At 36.3% G+C, this 20,265-nt stretch carries 10 protein-coding genes; 3 read left to right on the forward strand and 7 right to left on the reverse strand.

What is annotated here, in order from left to right; genetic code table 11:
• Positions 1 to 47 precede the first annotated feature (47 nt).
• From WJN01_RS09590 to WJN01_RS09620, 7 genes are all read right to left on the reverse strand, one after another.
• On the reverse strand, positions 48 to 224 hold the full coding sequence (locus WJN01_RS09590) for a T9SS type A sorting domain-containing protein (protein ID WP_445197071.1): 177 nt from the start codon (positions 222 to 224) through the stop codon (positions 48 to 50).
• A 384-nt stretch (positions 225 to 608) separates the two neighbouring features.
• Positions 609 to 3,146: a hypothetical protein gene (locus WJN01_RS09595; RefSeq protein ID WP_445196936.1), complete on the reverse strand. Its 2,538-nt coding sequence runs from the start codon at positions 3,144 to 3,146 to the stop codon at positions 609 to 611.
• Between the two features lie 185 nt (positions 3,147 to 3,331).
• The gene (locus tag WJN01_RS09600; protein WP_445196937.1) at positions 3,332 to 5,131 is read right to left on the reverse strand and encodes a prolyl oligopeptidase family serine peptidase; all 1,800 of its coding nucleotides are present in this window, start codon (positions 5,129 to 5,131) and stop codon (positions 3,332 to 3,334) included.
• Positions 5,118 to 8,108 carry a sugar-binding domain-containing protein gene (locus WJN01_RS09605; protein ID WP_445196938.1) on the reverse strand — a complete coding sequence of 997 codons (2,991 nt, stop codon included), beginning with the start codon at positions 8,106 to 8,108 and terminating at the stop codon, positions 5,118 to 5,120. The genes WJN01_RS09600 and WJN01_RS09605 overlap by 14 nt, the downstream gene beginning before the upstream one ends.
• A 90-nt stretch (positions 8,109 to 8,198) precedes the next feature.
• Positions 8,199 to 9,323 (reverse strand): glycoside hydrolase family 88/105 protein, encoded by a 1,125-nt coding sequence (locus WJN01_RS09610; RefSeq protein WP_445196939.1) that lies wholly within the window; start codon positions 9,321 to 9,323, stop codon positions 8,199 to 8,201.
• 10 nt (positions 9,324 to 9,333) lie between these two features.
• Positions 9,334 to 12,066, reverse strand: a complete 2,733-nt coding sequence (locus WJN01_RS09615) for a glycosyl hydrolase (protein WP_445196940.1) — start codon at positions 12,064 to 12,066, stop codon at positions 9,334 to 9,336.
• 9 nt (positions 12,067 to 12,075) lie between these two features.
• Positions 12,076 to 13,335: an oligogalacturonate lyase family protein gene (locus WJN01_RS09620; RefSeq protein WP_445196941.1), complete on the reverse strand. Its 1,260-nt coding sequence runs from the start codon at positions 13,333 to 13,335 to the stop codon at positions 12,076 to 12,078.
• Between the two features lie 189 nt (positions 13,336 to 13,524).
• Here WJN01_RS09620 and WJN01_RS09625 point away from each other — a divergent pair, with 189 nt between their 5' ends.
• From WJN01_RS09625 to WJN01_RS09635, 3 genes are all read left to right on the forward strand, one after another.
• Positions 13,525 to 14,784, forward strand: coding sequence for an oligogalacturonate lyase family protein (locus WJN01_RS09625; RefSeq protein ID WP_445196942.1), 1,260 nt, complete (start codon positions 13,525 to 13,527; stop codon positions 14,782 to 14,784).
• A gap of 267 nt (positions 14,785 to 15,051) precedes the next feature.
• Positions 15,052 to 18,114 carry a SusC/RagA family TonB-linked outer membrane protein gene (locus WJN01_RS09630; RefSeq protein ID WP_445196943.1) on the forward strand — a complete coding sequence of 1,021 codons (3,063 nt, stop codon included), beginning with the start codon at positions 15,052 to 15,054 and terminating at the stop codon, positions 18,112 to 18,114.
• A 29-nt stretch (positions 18,115 to 18,143) separates the two neighbouring features.
• Positions 18,144 to 20,111 (forward strand): RagB/SusD family nutrient uptake outer membrane protein, encoded by a 1,968-nt coding sequence (locus WJN01_RS09635; protein ID WP_445196944.1) that lies wholly within the window; start codon positions 18,144 to 18,146, stop codon positions 20,109 to 20,111.
• Positions 20,112 to 20,265: the final 154 nt, after the last annotated feature.

Consider the following 20,265-nt stretch of genomic DNA (forward strand, 5'->3'; position numbering starts at 1 on the left):
TTCCGATTTTTACTTTATTAAATAATTTACAATAAGCTAAGAATACTTTAATTTTTAACCAACTTCAACGTAGTAATCACTTCTTTCACAATCACCCTTAAAAAGTAAATTCCACTAGGTTTCTTCGAAATATCAAACTCCAGTTCATTTTGAATGCTTTTATGTTTTTGAGATGAAATTAACACACCATTAATATTTAATAATTCGATAGTAACTTCATTTATTTCTGATTGAAAATGACATTAAACTTTCCATTTATTGGAGTTGGATAAACTTCAATGGTCTTAGACAGATTATCATTTTTGGTTGATAAAGCACCCTTACTAACTAATTTATCCATACATTAAATGACTAAGGCTTTGGTTTTAAGGCATAATAAAGTAGGATAATAGTGTAATAATTCAAATAAGTCTACTATATGGAATATAGAAAGTCTGAATACCATATTTAAAATGATTTGTTTGTCTTATCAATGCATTTATTCCTGCTGAAACACCTTCTAGAAAGCTTTGATATTTATAGAACATAGTGCTATAAAACTAAGAAGGGGTGCATATTAAAAATATGCACCCCTATTACTTAAATTTTTGTGTTTAACTTACTACTAATTATTTCGTAATAAATTTAACTGATTTTGAACCCTCAGCAGTTTTGATTGTAGCAATCCAAAGTCCAGATCTAAATGAAAAGTCTGTGTCTTCATTAGTTTTAATAGACTTAACTAAAGCTCCTGTTATGCTGTAAATATTAACTTGAGTAGCAGAAGTAACGTTAGAAACATAAATTCTGTTACCCACAGCTTTAACATCTGTAGATATTGAAGAAGACAATTCATCACCAACACTTAAATAATCAGGGTTTACATAAAGTGTACTTGGTGAAATCATACCTGTTAAGTGGTAAGCCGCGTTTCTCCAAATGGTCAATGCCTCAGATGAAATGTTTGCACCATCACCTAAAGCTATGGCACCATAATTCATTGAGAAGGCAATAACTGGAGCAGCCAATACATCAGCAGCGTTTTCTCCTAATTGAACACCAGCACGCAATTCATTAAATACAATAGCTGCAGCTGGATTAACAACATCTGCAGTTATTTCAGCATGCATCGAACCTGTGCTACCACCAATACCAGGATTGGCAATGTCAATATTGTTAAGTATTTGGAACCCTTTTGCACCACCACCTGCGGTACCAATATCATCAGTACTTAAATCTGCAAATATTTTGATATCATTGCCTCCTGAAAAATCAATACCACTAAACAATGGATCTGCTCTTCTAGGACCATGTGGCACTTGAACAAATAATGATGTAGATTCAGTTACAGCGGCATCAGATTCTGTAATACCTGCTTTTCCTGCAGCCCATGCATAAGTTTTGTTAATGATGGTTGGAATAGCAATATTTTGGATACCACCAGAGCCAGTCCAAATGGCGTCACTAGAACCAAACGTTTCTTGAAATATAGCTAAATCGTATCCAGACAGGTCAATATCACTAGCTGGATCAACGATAACAGTTACATTAAAATTAGCATCCGCTTGTAGCATTCTTATGATAGCATCATTATCAACTGCAGAAGCTCCAGCAGCCATAGTTTTACCTTTGGTAAGGTATGCAACTTCTTTTGGTGCAGCACCTGCAACAGCAGTGATTGTTGTATTAGTAAAGTCAAAAGCTGTAGATATTGTTTTACCAGGAGCTACTTTTAATTTACCATCAGCAATCAATCCTGGAATTATACCTGCTTGATCACCAGCAAGAATTAAGCTACCGCCGTCAATGGTAATGTGTCCAGCCCCAGATCGATCAGCACGTTCATCCAAAGCCAATCCATTTAGAGTGATTGTTCCTGAGTTAACATTTAAAGCAGCATAGCCATTGTATCCTCCTATTATTGCACCTTGAGCTGTTGAAGTAACATCTCCACCATTAACATTAAATTCTACATTTCCATTATCGGACAATATCAAATAGTTTTTAGTGTTTAAAAGACCTCCATTGATATTAACGACAGAATTGTTATCTGTTTGTCCGAAACGGCCTTGATTTCTCATATTAACATCAGCACCTGCCTCAAGTGTTAAATCACCTCCAAAATAGTTGCCTCCACCAGCATAAACTGCCAATGGTGCTGAAATAACAAGCGGCGTTCCTGAAACACCATAAATATGGCTAACGGCACCCTCTAAGAAATTATTTTGAGGATCAAATGATTTTAAAGATACAGTCAATTCAGCTGGGTTAGCTGATTCAGCCATTACAACATCGTCAGACTCATCAGGAACAATACCCAAGTCCCAGTTTCCAGGGTTAGTAAAATCTGAATCAACAGCTCCTGTCCAAGTAACAGTATTGCCTGGGTCATAAGACACAACGGTTGTCATGTCGGTTCCACTGTCATAAGCAACACCTATTAATTTCCCTGGTCTACAAGTAATTTTTCCTGCAGCCACATAATCATTGGCCCAAGTTTCTTGGTTTCCAGACATCATTAATGTTCCTCCATTGATAAACAATTCTCCTGTACCAGCACCTGCTTCATTGATTGCAAAGCCACCAGCTACAGTTAGTGTTCCTCCGTTTAGGTTAATTTTACCGTTACCAGCATATCCACCTAAAATAATACCATTTGTTGTAGAAGTAACTTCTCCACCCCACATTGTGAATGTACAGTCGCCACTTTCACCAATAATTAATTGGTTTTTAGTGTTTAAAAGACCTCCATTTATAGTAATAACGGAAGGGTTCCCTGAAAGGCCGAAACGTCCTTGGTTTCTAATGTTTAGGTCAGCACCATCATTAAGTGTCAAATTGCCACCAAAATAGTTTCCACCACCTGCATAAACCAACATTGGTCCAGCCAAAGTTAAGGTACCACCAGAGCCGTTTAAATGGTTAACATAATTATCACCATTACCAGCATCTGTTAATGAGGTAATGTAAAAAGGTTTGATAGTAGTTGAGTCTATAACTACATCATGCGTTCCAGAAGGAATAACCCCCAAGTCCCAGTTAGCTGGATTTACAAAAACAGAGTCAACTGCCCCTGTCCAAGTGATTGTTTGTGCGCTTAAAGCCCCCACAGCGAAGACTCCTACACAAAATGTTAAAAAATTCTTTAGTAAAGTTGTTTTCATCATTTAGTAAAATTGTTAAATAGTTAGTAAATTTTAATTAAAAAAGATTATCCCTTAAATATAAGATAATTATCGATTAATGTAATCGATTGTTCATAAAAATATGAATGTATTTAAGCTTTGCTATCCTGTACTTACCTGTAATTTATTGAAAGCTAGATGAAATGCGATTTTTATAGATATACGGTCTATTGATTCATTATTTTCCTAAATAATGAACTTGGAACTTTAAAAACCGTTCCGTGTCGTGTTCCCTTTGGGAACTCAATTTTTTCTGAAATGTCCACCCATGTTTTTAAATCTGAAGATTGAATGGCACCGTATTTATGATCCCTATATTTGTCAAAATAAACCACCCAAGTTCCATTTATTTGGATGGCGGTTGGTCCTTCAGCCCAATATTTTCCGGATATAGGTTCGCTAGCTTTTGAATATGGCCCGGTAAGATCATCACCAAAAGCGACTTTTAAATTTTTTCTAACTGGAACTTTAGTCTCATCCTTTAAAAACATGACATATTTATCCTCCATTTTTTGAATGGTTGCATCTATAACATTAAAACCGGGGTCATACAGCAATTTTGTCTGTGTAAATGTTGCAAAATCTTTCGTGGTCGTGTAATACATTCTATGGTTATAACCAGCATCCTCCTCAATTTGGGTTTCAGGAAATTTACCAACTATGGTACTGGCCCAATAAATCATGTATTCTTTGTTGGCTTCATCAAAGGTAATCTCAGGTGCCCAAGTATTACGAGTTCCTTTCTCGTGTTCCATAACAGGGATGAATTTTTGCTCAGACCAATTAACTAAATCTTTGGAGTTGGCATAACCTATACCCTTATCTGTCCAACTAACCGTCCAAACCATATGGTAAAGTCCATCACCTCCTTTAATAATACAAGGGTCTCGCATGAGTTTGTCTTTACCAACCTCTGGCGCTAAAAATGATTCATCGTTTTTTAGGGATTTCCATTTGTAACCATCTTCACTATAGGCTAAATGTAGCCCATCCTCTCCATTGCCTTTAAAATATGAAAACATATAAACCTCTTTTTCGGGAACAAACTTGTTTGCAATCAACCATTCCTCACAAGCTTTTGGCCAATTGAGGTGAGTACCAAATCTGCCCAACCCAAAACCATGGCCACCATTTTCATAAATATGCATTTCGGCAGGCACTTTATTTTCTTTTAATGCCATGTAGTAATTGATACTGTTTTCAACGGGTACCGCGCCATCATCAGTAGCATGGATTAAAATGGTTGGTGGTGTATTTTTGTCAACCTGTTTTTCATTGGAATATTTTTCGATTAGTTCTTTTGAAGGATTTTTTCCAAGAAGATTAACTTTCGAGCCATTATGCGTAATTCCATCTTCCATTGAAATAACGGGATAAATCAACATTGAAAAATCTGGTTTAGCGCTGATACCATCATGGTTGTAAACTTCATCATTATATCGCGTTGAAGCCGTTGAAGCTAAATGTCCTCCAGCCGAAAATCCTATTACACCAACTTTATTGGGATTTAAATTCCACTCTTTTGCATTTCGCCGCAGGGTTCTAATTGCTTCTTGTACGTCTTGAAGTGGGCCAATGGTTTTGTTTTCCATAATCAAATCACTTGGCAATCTATACTTCAAAACAAAAGCAGATACCCCAACGGAATTGAGCCATTCAGCCACTTTATCTCCTTCTTTAATATGAGACAATACACCATAGCCTCCTCCAGGGCAAATAACTACAGCAGCATTGTCTGTTTTATTATTATTCGCCAAAAAGATTTTAAGTGTTGGGGTAGAAACATTTCGGATGGCATTCGGGTTACCCTCATTATCTAACCTGAAATTTTCTTTATAATCCCCATTTTCAATGCTATTGGGTACTTTTTCCCATAGAGGGATTTCTTTGTTTTGAGCAAACATATTAATCGTAATTCCTAAAATTAATATTATAATTAAAGCTTGTGGTTTTCTATAATTCCTCATAAAATTCAATTTCTACTATTCTTAATTGGCCTTTTTTGTTTTCATCATCTGTATCTTTAAACATATCCAGTTCCTTATTGGGGTCTACCTCAACAATTTGGTTGAATGCATCGTTATCGGAATTTATTCCTATTAATTCAATGGTAATGTCTTTTGTCAAAACTGGTTTTAGAGGTATGGTAATATACCCTAAACTACGTTCTGTATCACCTTCGTAAACTAATTGATTATCTGCTAAAATACGAATAGAGTAGCTTTTTCTGCGCCAACCTGTAAATTTTACGACACACTCATTTACCAATGAAGTTTTAGCCAACGTATATGTGATTTTCCCTGTTTTAATCCTTCCGTCATTGCGCCATTCAGTTAATTCATTATCATCATAACTATTATAAACCATATCTTGATTTGACAATGCTGTGGCATGGCTGATAAAAATCGGATTCCTTTTTATGGTATATGAAGGTTTTGACGGTGTTGGCCCTCGTTCTAAATATGATGGCAAATTATGGTTTGGTAATTGGGTTGAAAGTCCGTTTTCTGTTTCAAATGGAATTGTCGTTATTTCAATTTTATCAGATTCCAAACCTTTTGATTTTGCCATAATACTAATTCTATCGGCTTTAAAACCCGAACGAATCATTACTCTATTCACCCCATTCTCAACAGGAAGATTTTTAGAAAGAATGTAGTTATCTGTTCCCTGAGCAATACCACCTAACCAAGAGGCATTTCCTTTTAACGAAAATTCAACTAAACTGTTATCTAATGCACATCTTTGACCATTTTTATCCACCACTTCAACATCTACCAAAGCAACATCAGCACCATTGGCCAAAAACCCATTGGGGTTAAAATGTGGCGTTAATTTTATTCGAAATGGTTTTCCTGCTGTTATCTTTTCATCCCCACTCAGTATATTACCATCACTATCATAACTTACCGCTTTTATACTACCATCTTCCCACTGAATGCCTTTAAAAGTGAATAAAAAACTATTGCTTTTTTCGCCAAAACCTTTAGATTTTTCATTTACAAATAATTCTACTCGTTCTCCTGAGGAAACTACGTAAATATTTTTCACAACATCGCTTGCGTAGTTCCAATGTCCTAAAATATGCGTTCTAAAATTTTCAATATCTACCCAACCATCCCACATGACTTGATGTGCAAAATAACCGTCTTTAGGAATGCGCATAGGGTCTACTTCACCGCTTCTTCTATAGTTTTCGGCACCTCTAAAATGCGTGTTTGTGTCTGAAAAAATAATATTAACACCTCCAGAACTAACTCGATGACCGGTACCAGGGCGCTCCACGAAATAATCATTCCAACGGATAACATTTTCAATGGCATGTGAGTCTTGGTTACGGTTATATGGGCTGGCATCGGCTACTTTACTGCCGTTTACATTTGAATGCGTGGTACCGCCGTCACCATCTTTGTGGTATGGAGGACTGTATTCATCCCAATATTTTCTTAAACCCTCGTCTCTTGAATATTCTGTTGCCCAAAGTGGTTTACCTGCACTTTTATTGATGTAAAGCATTTCTCCACCGTATTCAGCCTCTTTACTATCCAACATTTCACGGGAACCAATAGCACGACCTCCATAAGGGTCATACGTATTCCTGATGCTTTTCATTTCATGCATATGGGGTTCACTTATCACTTCATTACCACATTCGTAAAAAATAATACTTGGGTTGTTTCTATTGTAAATAATAGCATCTCTCATCAATGAAACCCGTTGTTTCCAATGGTCTCCTTGAGAATCTTTTTCGGCATCTCCCGCTGGCATGGCTTGCATAAGTCCAACCCTGTCGCATGACTCAACATCTTGTTTCCAAGGTGTAACATGCATCCATCGCACCAAATTGCCATTGCCTTCAACAATCATATTATTACTAAAATCACTCACCCATGCTGGAACCGACATGCCTATGGCAGGCCATTCGTTACTGGTACGTTGTGCATATCCTTTAATTTGAATAACTCTGTCGTTTAAAAGGACTTCGCCATTTTTGAATGCTGTTTTTCGGAAACCTGTTATGGTTTCAACTTCATCAACAAATTCACCATCAACTTTCAAGTATGTTTTCACTGTGTATAGGTAACCGTAGCCCCAACTCCAGAAATTTAGATCACCCAATAGTTGACTTGACTTTAAAGTTATGATCTCACCTGAATTTATTTTAGATTTTTCAGATGAGAACGAAGCAACTTTATTTTTTTCCAAATCATATATTTCAACTAGCAAAACCACTTCTTTATCATCTTTAAATTCATTCCTGATTTCTGTTTCAACATGTACAGAAGCACTTTTGTTTTTTATATCAATGTCTTTGGCATAAACATAAACGCCAGTAGTTTTTAAACTGGAATATAAAGGAAGCGTTTGGTATAATTTATTGGTAATGTGCAAATAAACATTTTTTGGAATGCCACCGTAATTGGCGTTAAAATTGGTGTTGTTCCATCTGTAAGTAGCTCCTGTTGCCGTTTCTTTGTATTTCCAATCGTTATCAATGCGAAGGGCAATTACATTTTTGAATGGGTAAGGTTTTACAAATTTAGAAATATCAAAACCAAAGGCCATAACACCGTTTTCGTGCATCCCTACTTTTTGTCCGTTTACATAAATTATTCCTCCTTGACGGATGCCTTCGAATTCAATGAACACTTTTTTATCTTCTGCATCTTTAGGTAAAACAAATGTTTTTCTATACCAAACAATTCCAGTTGTAAGGTCATCAATGGCTTTTAAAAATGCCTCTTTTTGGTTGTAGGCATAGGGTAATGTTACGGACTTCCAAGATGAATCGTCATAATTGTTAGTTTCGGCATGTTTGAAGTCACCAGATTTTAATCTCCAATCGGAATTGAAATTGAATTTAGTTCTTCTGAATTCTTGTGAGGTGAGTTGGCCAGTATTGAAAATAATTAATATAGCACATACAAGTTTATTGAACTCCATCAAATACCTCATGATTTTAATTCAATTATACTTAGAAGTTTATGGTTCAATCCAATCAAAGTTTCAATAAAATCAATTAACGCTTCTAGTCTAATTTAACCTGTAAACTTCAGCTCCTGCCAAAAGAAAACAACCCAAACCATAATCTTCAAAATCTGGAACTTTATCATAAGACAATGGCTGACCATCTTTTGGTTCTTTTCCGGTAGATTGTAAATACCCTAAAAAGCCGTTTTTATGTACTGCTTCCTTTACCATGGCATCCCATCCTTTAATAACCACAGGAAGATATTTTTCTCTATCTAAAATACCGTTGTTAATACCATAAGCCATTCCGTAAACAAATAATGCCGTTCCTGATGTTTCTTTACCTCCATAATGCGTTGGGTCGTGCAAACTCACATTCCAAAACCCATCTTTGCGTTGGATGGGAACTAGTGCTTGCGCCATAGATTTTAAATCAATAATGTACTGCTCCCTGTGGGGTGCATCTTCTGGTATAATAGACAATGTTTTTGCCAAAGCCCCAATTACCCAACCGTTGCCACGACTCCAATAAGAATCCTCTCCATTGGGCTCCGTATAAGGAGGGTCAAAATCAGCATCGCGCCACCAAAGACCGTCCTTGGGATTATAAAGTCCATTATCTCCATGTTTATCTCTAGTAAACATGTACATATCGTACATTTTATCAAAATAACGCTCATCGTTTTCCAAAACGCCTAATTTTGCAAACACTGGCATGCCCATTTGTATGGCGTCTATCCATGACCAATCATCCAATTGAGGTGTATTCAATAGCATATTCATGCACGCTTTTGTTGCTTTTAACTTTTTGGAATCAGGTTCTAAATTGTATAAATCTATATACGTTTGTGCCGCACAATAATCATCGGCATTTCGATTAGCAGCACCATGCCTAAAGCTCCAATTGTGGAATTCAGCCCAATCATATGCATAGTTATAGTATTCCTCTTTTGGGTATATTTCATGCAATGCCATAAGTCCTTCGTAATACACACCACGCGTCCAGATATTACTTGGTCGTTCTTTGTTGGTAACAATTGTTTTACCGACATCCGGCCACTTTTCCATAAAATATTTGTTGGTCAATTGCATATAATGCAACACTTCCTTTTTATCGGGAATTTCCTGAGCGGTTATCAATTGTAACGATAAAAATGCAATTAAAAAATAAGCGATACGTGTATTCATTTTGTTGTATTTAGTTTAAAGCTGTTAATTTAACTGGACCAAGGATACCCGAAGGCATTGGACTCCATTTTGTGGCATCAAATTTTTGATAATCTTTGTTTACCATGTTTATCTCATAAAAGTTTTTCCATTCTTCACCGCGTAACTCCTTTGCTCGTATTCTATTGGCGGAAAGATTGGTAACTTCAAGTATCATTGTGTTTTTACCTTCAACAAGTGGGCCAATATTAATTTCAAAAGGATTTGCCCAAAGCGTGCCTACATAATTGCCGTTTATCCAAACTTTGGCGCTTTCCCGAACATCGCCCAAGGTTAATCCCCAATTTTTGACTGAAGCATCTGGATTTTCAAACTCTATTTCGTATTTAGCTGTTCCCGAAAAGTTTTCAGCTTTTTCGCCCAAGGTTGTCCAAGAAACCAACTCAGGCATAACAGCAGCATCGGGTAATTCTGGTCCCCCTCTTAAAAACGAGATTTGCCAAACTCCCTCAATATCATAGGTTTTGTTAGTGCTTTCAGAATAGTTCCATTCGGCAACAGATGTGCTTTCAGCCGTTTTTAAAAATAAAGCATCCCCAGGTTTTATGTTTACTTTCACTAAAGTTTTTTTATTTTCGATTTTCACTTCAGCTTTACCGTAAGCATTTGTTTTTGGGTCTAAAATTAAAGCATACTCAGCATCACTATTAATTGGAATGAATTGATTTATAGCTTTTGAAGTATGATTTACCAAGTAATAAATTTTATTGCCATTACTATCTCGTCTAATATATTTTAAACCGGTTTCAACCAACGTTTCTGGGTAAATATTGGCATCTCCTAAATCAGAATAAATATCTTTTGATGGTTGAGCAATTGCACTATTATTTTCTAAAAGTTGCTTTAACTTGTTATTTTCTTTTTCGTAATTATTGAAGCCTGGGACCGATTCTGGAACATCTTGGAAAATAATATTAGCTCCTTGTTTTTTCAAAGCGATTAATTTTTCCAAGGTTTTTAGTGGCATGTATTTACAAGTTGGAATGACTAAAGCTTTGTAATTTCCTCCGGGTAATTGAATGGTGCTGTCTTTAACGGTAGCTTTAGCAATAAAGTTGTCTGATATAAAATCAACACCATAACCCTTTTGCATTAAACCTTTTGTGGTATCATAAAACGGTTCGTGGTGCAACCATTCTTCCAAAGAATGTATTTTAAACTGAAAAAACAATGAACCATTTAAATACGTATTCCAAACATCATAAATGGACCAATATAATAAAGTTTCATTATCTGGCTGGCCCTCCTGCAACAACGATTGACAATTGGCAATGTATGAAAATAGTTGGTTTTCGTCTTCACCAATAGACAAATTTGGATTGAAGTTTACTGAAGCATAAAATTTCCAACCCGGCCATTCTGCACGTTCTGGCGAATAAGTAGTTCCATGCAAAAACACATGGTTTACGCCATTTAAAAATAAATCTTCCACTTCTGGTTTACATTGTGATAAGGCCACTTTAAAATGGTCCCGCAACCATGTGAACGTCTCAGAAGAAGTTAATGGCTTACCTGAAATATGTGCCGCAGATGATGAAAACTTAAGCATTACTGGGTCAGCATCGCCCTCGCGGATATCTTCCATCTCACGTCGTAATCCCGGAATATCATAAGGCATGGAGCCAAAAGTTTCACACTCTGGAATATCGGCCGAGGCATATAAATCGATTAAATTTCCCGGAGAACCGTGGGCTTGTAATCTCGATTTAAAATTGTGGTTGTTTGCCCACTGCGTCCAAGGTTCATCAAATTTATAGAGCAACAAATCCGATAAGGTTTCTCGGTAATCACTTTTTAACCGGTTGCCTTCATCAGTATCTTCTTCGCTCAATAATAAAGGTAAAAAAGGTTTTAAATCGTAGCCTCGATAATGTTGAAACGCCTCAAAAAAGTTAGGTGTAAAATCGGTGCCATAGACTTCATAGCTGTCATTAAAAATAGATCGGATTTTTCCCGAGAAACCAATAAAAGCTTCGCCAAAAGGTTTTACGTATGTATTTAATGCCTCTTCAGAATAATGGTCTAATGTAAATCCTTTTGCACCGGGAGCAGCACGCTTTACTTGTTGTCCTGTTTTTCCTGTGAAGACTGCAATAATAGTATAATTATCGTCTTTGGCTTCCCATACAATTTTGTTGCCTTTCATTTCGGAAGTTAAATCCAAATAAGCGCCACTTTCTCCATAAGCCAAAACATAATTTAAAGTAGCGGGCTGCCTTTCTCTGGGGTTTTCAACCCTGATTTCCTTTGAAAAAGTTTCTCCCTTTTTTACTTCATATTTTTGGGTGATCAATTTTGTTGCAGCATATTCTCTAGTTACTTGGGGGCCGCCATAAGGCCAACCAGTACCCAAAGTTAAATCGACTTGCATGCCCAAACTATCGGCCACTTTTGTGGTATAGCTTAACATGTGCATCCATTTTGGTGATAGGTAATTAATAAAATTTTCTTCCTCACCTTTTACACCATAAATAGGGGCAATTTCCACTCCTCCAATACCAACTTTTTGCAAATCGATTAGGTTTTGCTTGATGTTAGCGGAATCTACCGCACTACCCATCCACCACCAACGAGTCCAAGGTTTTGTTTCTGATTTAATTTCTGGAAAAATAGTGGCATCTGCCGTTTCAGTATTTTTTTTCCCTGAACACGAAAACATTAAAATGCTTGATAAAGCAATTACAATAAGATTAGTTTTTTGCATGGTTTTAGTCTAGTGGTGTTTTTTAATATCTACAGCATAAATTTGAGTATTTCCTTCAAAGTTAGCTCTAAAAATGATTTGATTTCCATCTGGGGAAAAATGTACGTTGGGTTCTAAATCGTAATTGTGATTTTTCATGTTTACAAGCTTGGTTGACACCAAGCTATCTCCTTGAGGTGTGAAATGATACAGCCACATGCCGTCTTTGGCACGTGCTACTTGACCAGGGTCACCGCCATCGCCAGCAAATGTTTTTTGATCTGGCGAAATATTAAAGTGAATAGACCACTCATCACGTTTTAAAGCATATCGAGTTTCTTCTTCTTTTCCTAAATGTTTTCCTGCTAAGTAAAAGGTAACGCTTCTAGGAATTTGAAGGTCGAACCAAATGGTTTTTCCATCGCGGCTGAAGAATTCATGACCTGCAATTTCACGCTCAACAGTTCTTTTGTGCATCAATTCATTTTTTAATGTTTCAATGTTAATTGTCCATATTCTATCTACTTTATGCCATGGACCTTCATGACAATACATTAATAACTCTGGAATGGTAGGTGAAAATTGGATATGGTTTAACCAAGCATTTTCGGAATATATGGTGTTGAAAGCTTTGGTATTCACATTTATGGTAAACAAACTCCTCTCAAGTTTGGCTTCATAAATTTTATCAAAATAACTTGACTTGGCAGGATTCTTCTTAAAAATCTCATTTTCTTCTTTGGTAATTAAAGCGCCTGCCAAAAGGGTTTCATCAGCATTTAATGTGGAAGCCGAACCTAAAATATCATTATCAAACTTGTAAATGAACTCCGTTTCATGTGTATCTATATGTGTAGAAAAAACGCTGTCTTTAATCTGATAAAAAACTTTTCGGGTTTTAGGGCCAACTATTTCACCTCTTTTTCCTCCAACCCTATGGGTTATTTGGTCAATTTCCCTAGTTTGTAGGTTAATGGTGAAAAATTGATTACCCGTTTCAGTTTGTCCAGAAAAAACCATTAAATCATCTTTTCCATCCATCGACTTTAAAAATGGATTATTATGAAAGTAAAAACTTCGGTTACCACCTTCTCTATCGACCAACTTTTCAACTTTATGCCCCGTAGTAGAATCAATCCAAACTTTTGCCAAAGAACTCTCTTTTCCCGTTTCCATCATTGGAATCTGAACCACTTCGTGCTCTGCAACAATACTGTCTTTTGATTTATTTTTTTTGCAAGAAAAATTTAGTGCAATTAACAATGTCAAAGTTAGATTGGTAAGTTTCATAAATAATTTTCAATAAAAATAAGTCTCTAAGCCATTTCTCCTATCCTGTGGCATCCTGTTTTGTTTGATTATACTTAATAATCTATCCTGTAAAACTACAATTCACTAAAAACGAACATGTAAGAACAGGATACACAAACTTTTACTTTTCAATAAATTTAAGAAAACTAATCAAATAAATTATAAAGCATGTTTCAAATTAAACAAGTTTTGGTCACGACATTATGCATTGCATTTTATTCAAATTTTATTCCCGCTCAAATAGTTGAAGGCAAAGATTATTCTGCTCTTTCGGATGTTGACCATACTTTTGACATGGCTGGCGATGATATTTTTGGGCAACGTTTCCCTTCAGAGAATTTCACATACATCGATAAAGTCACAGGTATTAAAGTAAACGCTCTTACAACATCTCGACATAGCAACTCCAAAATGTATCAAACACATCCGCAATGGACGGCAGATGGAAAGTATATTGTTTTTTCTTCCAATAGAACTTCCACAAAAGATAATTGGGACAGACAATACTATGCTGTTTCTGTGGACAATTTTGAAATTGTACAAATAACAACTGGTAAAGGCGGAAGGAATCTGCATCTAGGCTGGCATAAAAATGTAGCTTACCTAGTAAAAGAAAATAAGCTAATTGAACTAAATTTAGAAAAACTTTTAGCTGATAGTGAACATAATTCTGTTAAGAGCCCTGAAGCTTATGAAAGATTGATTGCTGAGATACCAGATTCAATTAAACCTTCAGGTATAGGATTAGACGCCAAAGAAGAATCCGCGTTTTTTTCAACAAAACTAAATGAAGAAAACCACGCCATTTATAGAATAGATTTTAAAACGGGAAAGACCTCCCAAATTCTTGAGGTTCCTTTTCGTATAGGTCATTTACAAAACAATCCATATGTATCTGGAGAAATTATGTATTGCTGGGAAACAGGTGGAGATTCACCACAGCGCATATGGCTTTTAACTATAGATTCAAAAGGAAAAGTCTCCAACAAACCTCTATATGAAGAAAGACCAAACGATTGGGTAACCCATGAAGTATTTATGGGGCCTGATAAAGTCTTATTTCATTTAATGGGACATATTGATAGATTGAAAAAAAACCAGACAGGAATTTACTCTATTAACTTAAGAACCAACGAGCTCACTTTTCATGGCCAATCCGATATAGATGGAGGCTATTGGCACTGCAACGCAACTCCCGACGGCAAATGGATTGCTGCTGATACCTTTGATGGCAAACTTTATAGATTAAATGCATCTAACCCCAAAGATACTGTTTTATTAACCCAAGGCCATCGCCTATTAAGCACCAGTCCTTTTTCAAAAGAAGCACATATGCACCAATCTGTAAGTCCTGATGGTAAATGGGTTTTGTTTAATTCTAGTTTATTAACAGATAACGACATCATGATTGTCCCTTTAACCAATTAATGTTATGAATTAACGGGCCATAATTTTCTCTGTTCTGCATAACATTTTAAGTCTATTTTTTTTAAGCATGTAAGTACAGGATAGTCACAGAAACAATTATATATACTTTGGCACCAAAGTTTAAATTTTTCAGAATAAAAAATAATAGTTTTTTGATGTAATCGATTACAAATATTTTATAAATTTTTTTTTGATATTTTTTCGTTTGTATCTAAATTCTGTTAAATTTACTCAACTAAACAATTATTAACTAAACTAAATTAATTTATGAATCAATCTTTATTCAAGTATTGTATTTGTATTTCTTTTCTGTTTTTCGGTCTTTTAGCGACCGCACAAGAAAAAACAGTTACAGGAAATGTAAAGGATGGAAACGAGGTACCGCTAGCCGGTGTAAACGTTTTAATTAAGAACTCTTCTAAGGGAACTTTAACAGATTTTGACGGTAATTTTAGTATTGAAGCCAAAGAAGGTGACATTTTGGTGCTTTCTTACATTGGTATGAAAACTACTCAAATAACCGTAGATTCTAGATCAAGTTACTCTGTTGTTATGCAAGAAGATGCTGCACAGTTAAGTGAAGTGGTGGTAGTAGGTTATGGTACCCAAAGAAAATCGGATTTAACGGGGTCCATTGTTAGTGTTAGTGCAGAAGACCTAACCACTAGACCAGTTAACGACGCTCTTCAAGCTATGCAAGGTAAAGCAGCTGGTGTAGACATTACATCAAATGAAAGACCTGGTGAGCTAGGAGCAATTACAATCCGTGGGGTGCGTTCATTAACCGCATCAAACTCGCCTCTTTATGTATTGGATGGAATTCCATTAATCACTGGAGGAATCCAAAACCTAAACCCACAAGATATCGAATCTATCGATATTCTTAAAGATGCCTCGGCAACGGCCATTTATGGTTCAAGAGGTGCCAACGGTGTTGTTATTGTTACAACCAAAAAAGGTAAAACAGGTAGATTTACTATTAATTTCAATTCGTCTTTAACTACAGACAAAATCCATGAATTCTCACCACTTTTTAATGCCGGTGAATATGTAGAATATCGTCGTTGGGCAAAATATTACAATGGTGAATCTTCAGTTAGAGGTGACCAACCAACCCAAGCAAACGATGCTACAATCTTTACAGGCGATGACACCGCATGGAACAACATCCTTAGAGGATGGGAAGGCGGCTCTTGGGATGGGTCTAAATTAATTTCAACAGATTGGACGGATTTTATTACCAGAACTGGAATTACTACCCAAAACACCTTAAGTGTTAGTGGTGGTACAGAAAAAATGAAAGCCTATGGTTCTTTTGGTTATACCGATAATAAAGGTGTGGTTAAAGGTCAAGGCTTTAAACGCTACAGCGGTATTGCCAATGTTGATTTTACACCAACTGACTGGTTCTCTTTTGGAGCTAGCTTAAACACTTCATATAGTATACAGGAGTATGGCCAATCAACCGCAGGTAACGTTGGTGTTTCTGTAAGGGATGGCTTGTATGAAAGTGCTCGTACTATCTTTCAGTACACCCTGCCATATGACAGTAATGGAGAAAGAATAGAATTTCCTGGTGGAGATATTGCTGTAAAAACCATTATAGATGAGGAGAAATATTCTCAAGATCAGCGTGTTACTTTACGTGCTTTTGGTAGTTTTTATGGGCAAATAGACTTTGGTGCCTTTATACCAGCTTTAGAAGGTTTAAAGTATAGAACAAACTTTGGTCCTGATATTGAAACTTACCGAGATGGAATTTTCCTTGATGCTCAATCAGTTATCAGAAATGGTTCTGCTTATGCATCATTAGATAAAAGACAGCGTTTATCTTACACCCTTGACCATTTGTTATATTACAATAAAACTATTGACAAACATGATTTTGGTGTAACATTACTTCAAAGCCAGACTCAATTTGAAGAGGAATCAAGCACAATGTCTGCAGATAACATTCCGTTCCCAAGCCAAAAATGGAACAATTTAGGATCAGTAAGTAGTTTAAGAACTTGGGGGTCTGGTCTAATTGAAAGAGAATTGCTTTCTTATATGGGACGTTTAAATTACACATTTGATGATAAATATCTGTTAACTGTGGCTGGACGTTGGGATGGTGCATCTCAGTTGGCTGATGGTAACAGATGGGCATTTTTCCCTAGTGTTGCTTTAGGCTGGAGTATAGATAAGGAAGATTTTATGGGAGGTGTTGATTTTGTAAACCAACTCAAACTCCGTTTAGGTTATGGTGTAACCGGTAACTCAGCCATTGATCCATACGAAACTAAAGGTCGTCTTAATGGATTGTTTTACCCTATAGGCAGTACACCTACACCTGGCCAAGAGAATGTTGAAACACTTGCTAACCAAGAATTAAGTTGGGAGCAAACCACACAGTATAACTTAGGTATTGATTTTTCATTACTAGGATCTAAAATTTATGGAAGTTTGGATTTCTATACTTCTAAAACTACAGATTTGCTTCTTGAAAAATTAATTCCATCAGTAACTGGTTTCACAAGTACCTTTGCAAATATTGGAGAAACTAAGACCAATGGTATTGATTTAACATTGAGTACTGTGAACGTCTCAAGTGGAGATTTTGAGTGGAGTACTACACTCAATGCATCTTACCAAAACAACGAAATAGTATCTTTAGCAAACGGTAAAGAAGATGACTTGGTTAACACTTGGTTTATAGGAGAATCTCAAGACGTAATTTATGATTATGAAGCTGCTGGTATTTGGCAAGAATCTGACGCTGCAGAAATGGCTCTATTCAATGCTAATGGACACTCGTTTACGGCTGGTAATGTGCGCCCAGTAGACCAAAATGGTGATTATGTTATTGATGCAAACAACGACCGTGTAATAATTGGTAGCGAAATACCAAAATACATTGTTGGTTTAACCAATACTTTTAACTATAAAAACATTGAATTGTCTATCTTCTTATATGGTCGTATGGGCTACAAATACAATGCTGGTGGTGAAGGCTTAGTTGGACGTTACAACCAAAGAAGAGTTGATTACTATACTGAAGCTGACCCTAATTCAGACTACCAAAAACCAATTTACTCAGCTGGTTTCGGCGACCAATATTTTAGATCACTAGGTTATGAAAATGGTTCATTCTTAAAGATCCGTAATATTTCATTGGGGTATAATTTCCCTGAAAACATTACAGACCACCTAGGAGTGTCTAAGTTAAGATTTTATGTGCAAGCACTCAACCCAGGCTTTGTGTTCAACAAGGTGCCTTGGATAGATCTTGACGTAAGATACCATGCTTCTAATAGAGGTTTTGTAACAGGTATTAATCTAGAATTTTAACCCATTAAATTTTTAAAAATTTTTGATTTATGAAAAAATATATAAAATATTATTCACCCTTTTTAATGCTTATTGCACTTACCATAGGTGTAAGCTCTTGCGTTAAGGAGAGTTTTATTGATGAAGAGCTGAAAACGGATAGAGCCATTCCGTTTTTTGATACGGAACAAGGTATTCAAGAAGGTGTTATTGGTGCATATTACAGAGTATTGGCACATTCGTTTAGATCTGAATACCAATTTGGTACTACCCAATACGGAACGGATGAGTTTCATGTAGGTGGAGATGATACCAATAGCCAATGGAACAATTACGACAGTAGGTTTGGTTCAATTATAGTTTCTACAAGAACCAATGCCCAAGAAATGTGGGATGATAAATATATTGGAATTGGATTGGCCAATCAGATTATATATTCTGCATCCAATTTTGACTCATCAAACCCAGAAATTAAGAACATTGCTCTTGGAGAAGGATACTTTTTCCGTGCATACAATTATTTAAAACTGGTTAGAGCTTATGGTGGTGTTCCATTAAAATTGGAACCAAGTACAACGGTTGAGTTAGAGTTTACCAGAGCTTCTGCTGAGGACGTTTTAGCACAAGTAATTGACGATTTTACTCAAGCCTATAACCTTTTAAACAATGGTGTAAGTCATCCGCACAGAATAAGTAAAGATGCAGCAGCACACTATTTGGCTAAAGCGTACTTAACTCGTGCTAGTGAAATTAATGATGGTTGGAACTCTGCAACAAAACAGGCAGATTTACAAAAAGTAGTTCAATTATCAGACGAAGTAATAGCAAATCACCCATTAGCGAGCAATTATCAAGATTTATGGAGATACACCCAACCAGACGGTGATAATGAATATCTTCCAGAATTAATTTTGTCTGCGTCATTTGGTAGAGATGCCTCTTTAGAAACTTACAATATGAGCCACGTATTCTTTACTGCTCGATATGACGACCTTCAAATGATGAAACGTGATTTAACAGGTATGCGTCCTTACAGCCGTATGGCAGCAACATATTTCACATATGATGTATTTGACCATATTAACGATTCTCGCTTTTGGAAAGTTTTTAGAACCAAACATAGAGTAAACAGAGGTGGTGAATTTGGTGGTGTTACTTACACTCCAGGTGTTGATTTAGGAATTATGTACGTCATTAACTCCCCAGACGACACGCGTTTTGCCAATACAGTAAACAATAACGACCCAGGCATTTTATACAGTGAAACTGGAAAAACCATACCTCACGTATATGTTGCCCATGCGGCTGATGGTGTTGGCTTATTGGCTAACCCAAGATTCCCTTCGTTATCTAAGCATTTTGAATCTGATAGAACCGCCATCAATGACAACAGAGGTATGAGAGATGAGTTTTTAGCACGTTCTGCTGAAACTTATTTAATGGCTGCTGAAGCTAAAATACGTTTAGCTTCATTAGGTTCCGGTTCTTATGCTGATGCTTTGCCTTATATTAATGCTGTACGTAATCGTGGAGCATACAAATCTGGTGAAGACCGTTCTTACTATGAAGATGGTGCTGAGTCTTACCCAACTTCCACTTACACACAGCCATTTGCAGACAATTCATATATGAATGAGAACTCATATTATGAGTCTAATAATATTCCTGTTACTACTGCAGCTACAGATTTAACAATAGCTAGCACCGCAAGTTTACCGGCTGAAGATGAAGCCGTAATTGCAACATTAGGCTATTCAAGTGAGTATGACAGAATGCTTTGTTTAGTATTGAACGAGCGTACCAGGGAACTTTGTGGCGAGTGGCATAGATGGGAGGATTTAAGCCGTACCAAAACATTGGTGGCAAGAGCTAGAGCATACAACCCTCAAGCTTCACCTAACATTCAAGAGTTCCATAATTTGAGACCAATTCCTCAGTCATTCTTAGATGCGATTTATACAGAAGGTCGCCCACTAAGTGCTGATGAAAAACAAGCGATGCAAAATCCTGGTTATTAATAGCATTTTTTTTGAGTTAATTTGCAAAAGTGCCTAGGTATTACCTAGGCACTTTTTTTATAACTTACAGTATAGTACAGGACGCAAAAAGAAACTTAAATACTATCTTTGATATAATTCACTAACTATTTAAGACTATGACATATTTCCTAAA

Source organism: Tamlana sedimenti, assembly GCF_038148895.1.
Taxonomy (GTDB): domain Bacteria; phylum Bacteroidota; class Bacteroidia; order Flavobacteriales; family Flavobacteriaceae; genus Tamlana.

Excerpts from the sequence above, each read along its gene's own strand:
- WJN01_RS09595 (WP_445196936.1), bottom strand. The coding sequence starts at position 3,146 with ATGATGAAAACAACTTTACTAAAGAATTTTTTAACATTTTGTGTAGGA.
- WJN01_RS09600 (WP_445196937.1), bottom strand. The coding sequence starts at position 5,131 with ATGAGGAATTATAGAAAACCACAAGCTTTAATTATAATATTAATTTTA.
- WJN01_RS09605 (WP_445196938.1), bottom strand. The coding sequence starts at position 8,108 with ATGGAGTTCAATAAACTTGTATGTGCTATATTAATTATTTTCAATACT.
- WJN01_RS09610 (WP_445196939.1), bottom strand. The coding sequence starts at position 9,323 with ATGAATACACGTATCGCTTATTTTTTAATTGCATTTTTATCGTTACAA.
- WJN01_RS09615 (WP_445196940.1), bottom strand. The coding sequence starts at position 12,066 with ATGCAAAAAACTAATCTTATTGTAATTGCTTTATCAAGCATTTTAATG.
- WJN01_RS09620 (WP_445196941.1), bottom strand. The coding sequence starts at position 13,335 with ATGAAACTTACCAATCTAACTTTGACATTGTTAATTGCACTAAATTTT.
- WJN01_RS09625 (WP_445196942.1), top strand. The coding sequence starts at position 13,525 with ATGTTTCAAATTAAACAAGTTTTGGTCACGACATTATGCATTGCATTT.
- WJN01_RS09630 (WP_445196943.1), top strand. The coding sequence starts at position 15,052 with ATGAATCAATCTTTATTCAAGTATTGTATTTGTATTTCTTTTCTGTTT.
- WJN01_RS09635 (WP_445196944.1), top strand. The coding sequence starts at position 18,144 with ATGAAAAAATATATAAAATATTATTCACCCTTTTTAATGCTTATTGCA.